2 rRNA genes are annotated in these 3,285 nt (G+C 48.2%); both read right to left on the minus strand.

Features of this window, described 5'->3' with window-relative positions:
- Positions 1-114, minus strand: a 5S ribosomal RNA gene (gene rrf / locus HSP_RS0103395); the annotation flags it as partial.
- Between the two features lie 104 nt (positions 115-218).
- Positions 219-3,112, minus strand: a 23S ribosomal RNA gene (locus HSP_RS0103400).
- Between the last annotated feature and the right edge of the window lie 173 nt (positions 3,113-3,285).

A 3,285-nucleotide genomic window follows, 5' to 3' on the forward strand; every position in this document is an offset into this window, starting at 1 on the left:
CCGGCGATGCCCTACTCTCACATGGGGAAGCCCCACACTACCATCGGCATTACAGCATTTTACTTCTGAGTTCGGTATGGAGTCAGGTAGAACTACTGCACTATGGTCGCCGGAATATCCGGTCATGATTCATCTCATTATCTTATCTATTCTTCTTCTCAAAACCAAAAACAAGCCTCAAAACCTTTCATTCCCACCCAAAAACACTTGAGCGTTGTATAGTTAAGCCTCTCGGGCAATTAGTATCTGTTAGCTCAACGGCTCACACCGCTTACACACCAGACCTATCTACGTCGTAGTCTCCAACAACCCTTACAGTCTTATAGACTGGGAGAACTCATCTCAAGGCAAGTTTCGTGCTTAGATGCTTTCAGCACTTATCTCTTCCGCATGTAGCTACCCAGCAATGCTTCTGGCGAAACAACTGGAACACCAGGGATGCGTCCACTCCGGTCCTCTCGTACTAGGAGCAGCCCCTTTCAATTCTCCAACGCCCACGGCAGATAGGGACCGAACTGTCTCACGACGTTCTAAACCCAGCTCGCGTACCACTTTAAATGGCGAACAGCCATACCCTTGGGACCTACTTCAGCCCCAGGATGTGATGAGCCGACATCGAGGTGCCAAACACCGCCGTCGATATGAACTCTTGGGCGGTATCAGCCTGTTATCCCCGGAGTACCTTTTATCCGTTGAGCGATGGCCCTTCCATTCAGAACCACCGGATCACTATGACCTACTTTCGTACCTGCTCGACTTGTCTGTCTCGCAGTTAAGCTTGCTTATACCATTGCACTAACCTCACGATGTCCGACCGTGATTAGCAAACCTTCGTGCTCCTCCGTTACTCTTTGGGAGGAGACCGCCCCAGTCAAACTACCCACCAGACACTGTCCGAGAGCGTGTTTCCACTCTTCGTTAGAACATCAAACGTTAAAGGGTGGTATTTCAAGGACGCCTCCACAATCACTGGCGTGACTGCTTCAAAGGCTCCCACCTATCCTACACATCAAAATTCAATGTTCAGTGTCAAGCTATAGTAAAGGTTCACGGGGTCTTTCCGTCTAGCCGCGGGTACACCGCATCTTCACGGCGATTTCAATTTCACTGAGTCTCGGGTGGAGACAGCCTGGCCATCATTATGCCATTCGTGCAGGTCGGAACTTACCCGACAAGGAATTTCGCTACCTTAGGACCGTTATAGTTACGGCCGCCGTTTACTGGGGCTTCGATCAGGAGCTTCTCTTTCGATAACACCATCAATTAACCTTCCAGCACCGGGCAGGCATCACACCCTATACGTCCACTTTCGTGTTTGCAGAGTGCTGTGTTTTTAATAAACAGTTGCAGCCAGCTGGTATCTTCGACCGGTTCAACCTTCAGGGGTAAACCCTTACAATCTACGCCGGCGCACCTTCTCCCGAAGTTACGGTGCTATTTTGCCTAGTTCCTTCACCCGAGTTCTCTCAAGCGCCTGAGTATTCTCTACCTGACCACCTGTGTCGGTTTATAGTACGGTTTAGTATAATCTGAAGCTTAGTGGCTTTTCCTGGAAGCGTGGTATCAGTTACTTCAGTGCCGTAGCACCTCGTCATCACTTCTCGGTGTTATGAGCATCCGGATTTGCCTAAATGCTCCACCTACCGGCTTAAACAACCATCCAACAGGTTGATAACCTAACCTTCTCCGTCCCCACATCGCAATTATACCAAGTACGGGAATATTAACCCGTTTCCCATCGACTACGCTTTTCAGCCTCGCCTTAGGGGCCGACTCACCCTGCCCCGATTAACGTTGGACAGGAACCCTTGGTCTTCCGGCGAACGAGTTTTTCACTCGTTTTATCGTTACTTATGTCAGCATTCGCACTTCTGATACGTCCAGCAAACCTCTCGATTCACCTTCATCCGCTTACAGAACGCTCCCCTACCCAACAGTATTGCTACTGATGCCGCAGCTTCGGTGACTAGTTTTAGCCCCGTTACATCTTCCGCGCAGGCCGACTCGACTAGTGAGCTATTACGCTTTCTTTAAATGATGGCTGCTTCTAAGCCAACATCCTAGCTGTCTAAGCCTTCCCACTTCGTTTCCCACTTAACTAGTACTTTGGGACCTTAGCTGGCGGTCTGGGTTGTTTCCCTCTTCACGATGGACGTTAGCACCCACCGTGTGTCTCCTGAGTATCACTCTTCGGTATTCGCAGTTTGCATCGGGTTGGTAATCCGGGATGGACCCCTAGCCGAAACAGTGCTCTACCCCCGAAGGTGTCCGCTCAAGGCTCTACCTAAATAGATTTCGGGGAGAACCAGCTATCTCCCGGTTTGATTGGCCTTTCACCCCCAGCCACAAGTCATCCGCTAATTTTTCAACATTAGTCGGTTCGGTCCTCCAATTAGTGTTACCCAATCTTCAACCTGCCCATGGCTAGATCACCGGGTTTCGGGTCTATACCTTGCAACTAGACGCCCAGTTAAGACTCGGTTTCCCTACGGCTCCCTTATTCAGTTAACCTTGCTACAAAATATAAGTCGCTGACCCATTATACAAAAGGTACGCAGTCACCCCGAAGGGCTCCCACTGCTTGTACGTACACGGTTTCAGGTTCTATTTCACTCCCCTCACAGGGGTTCTTTTCGCCTTTCCTTCACAGTACTGGTTCACTATCGGTCAATCAGGAGTATTTAGCCTTGGAGGATGGTCCCCCCATATTCAGACAGGATTTCTCGTGTCCCGCCCTACTTGTCGTTAGTTTAGTACCACAATAATGTTTTCGGATACGGGATTATCACCCTCTATGATTGTGCTTCCCAGCACATTCTCCTAACAAAACTGCTATCACTAACAGGCTCTTCCGCTTTCGCTCGCCGCTACTCACAGAATCTCGGTTGATTTCTTTTCCTCGGGGTACTTAGATGTTTCAGTTCTCCCGGTTTGCTTCACTTACCTATGTATTGAGTAAGTGATAGTAGATTCTTCATCTACTGGGTTTCCCCATTCGGAAATCTTGGATTAAACGCCTCTTATCGACTCATCCAAGCTTATCGCAGATTAGCACGTCCTTCATCGCCTCTGATTGCCAAGGCATCCACCGTGTACGCTTAGTCACTTAACTATACAACCTCAAATGTTTTCATTTTAGAAAGCATTGAGATAAGTTTTTAAACTAAACACTTAGCTGCTTTTGTTCAGCTAAGATTTTTTATTACTCAGACTTTCTCTTATCAGTTTTACTGACTTGAGTAAAATCTCTCAGTTTTTCAGCTTGTTTCTAATTTTTTAAAGAAC

The organism is Haemophilus sputorum CCUG 13788, assembly GCF_000238795.1.
Classification (GTDB): domain Bacteria; phylum Pseudomonadota; class Gammaproteobacteria; order Enterobacterales; family Pasteurellaceae; genus Haemophilus_A; species Haemophilus_A sputorum.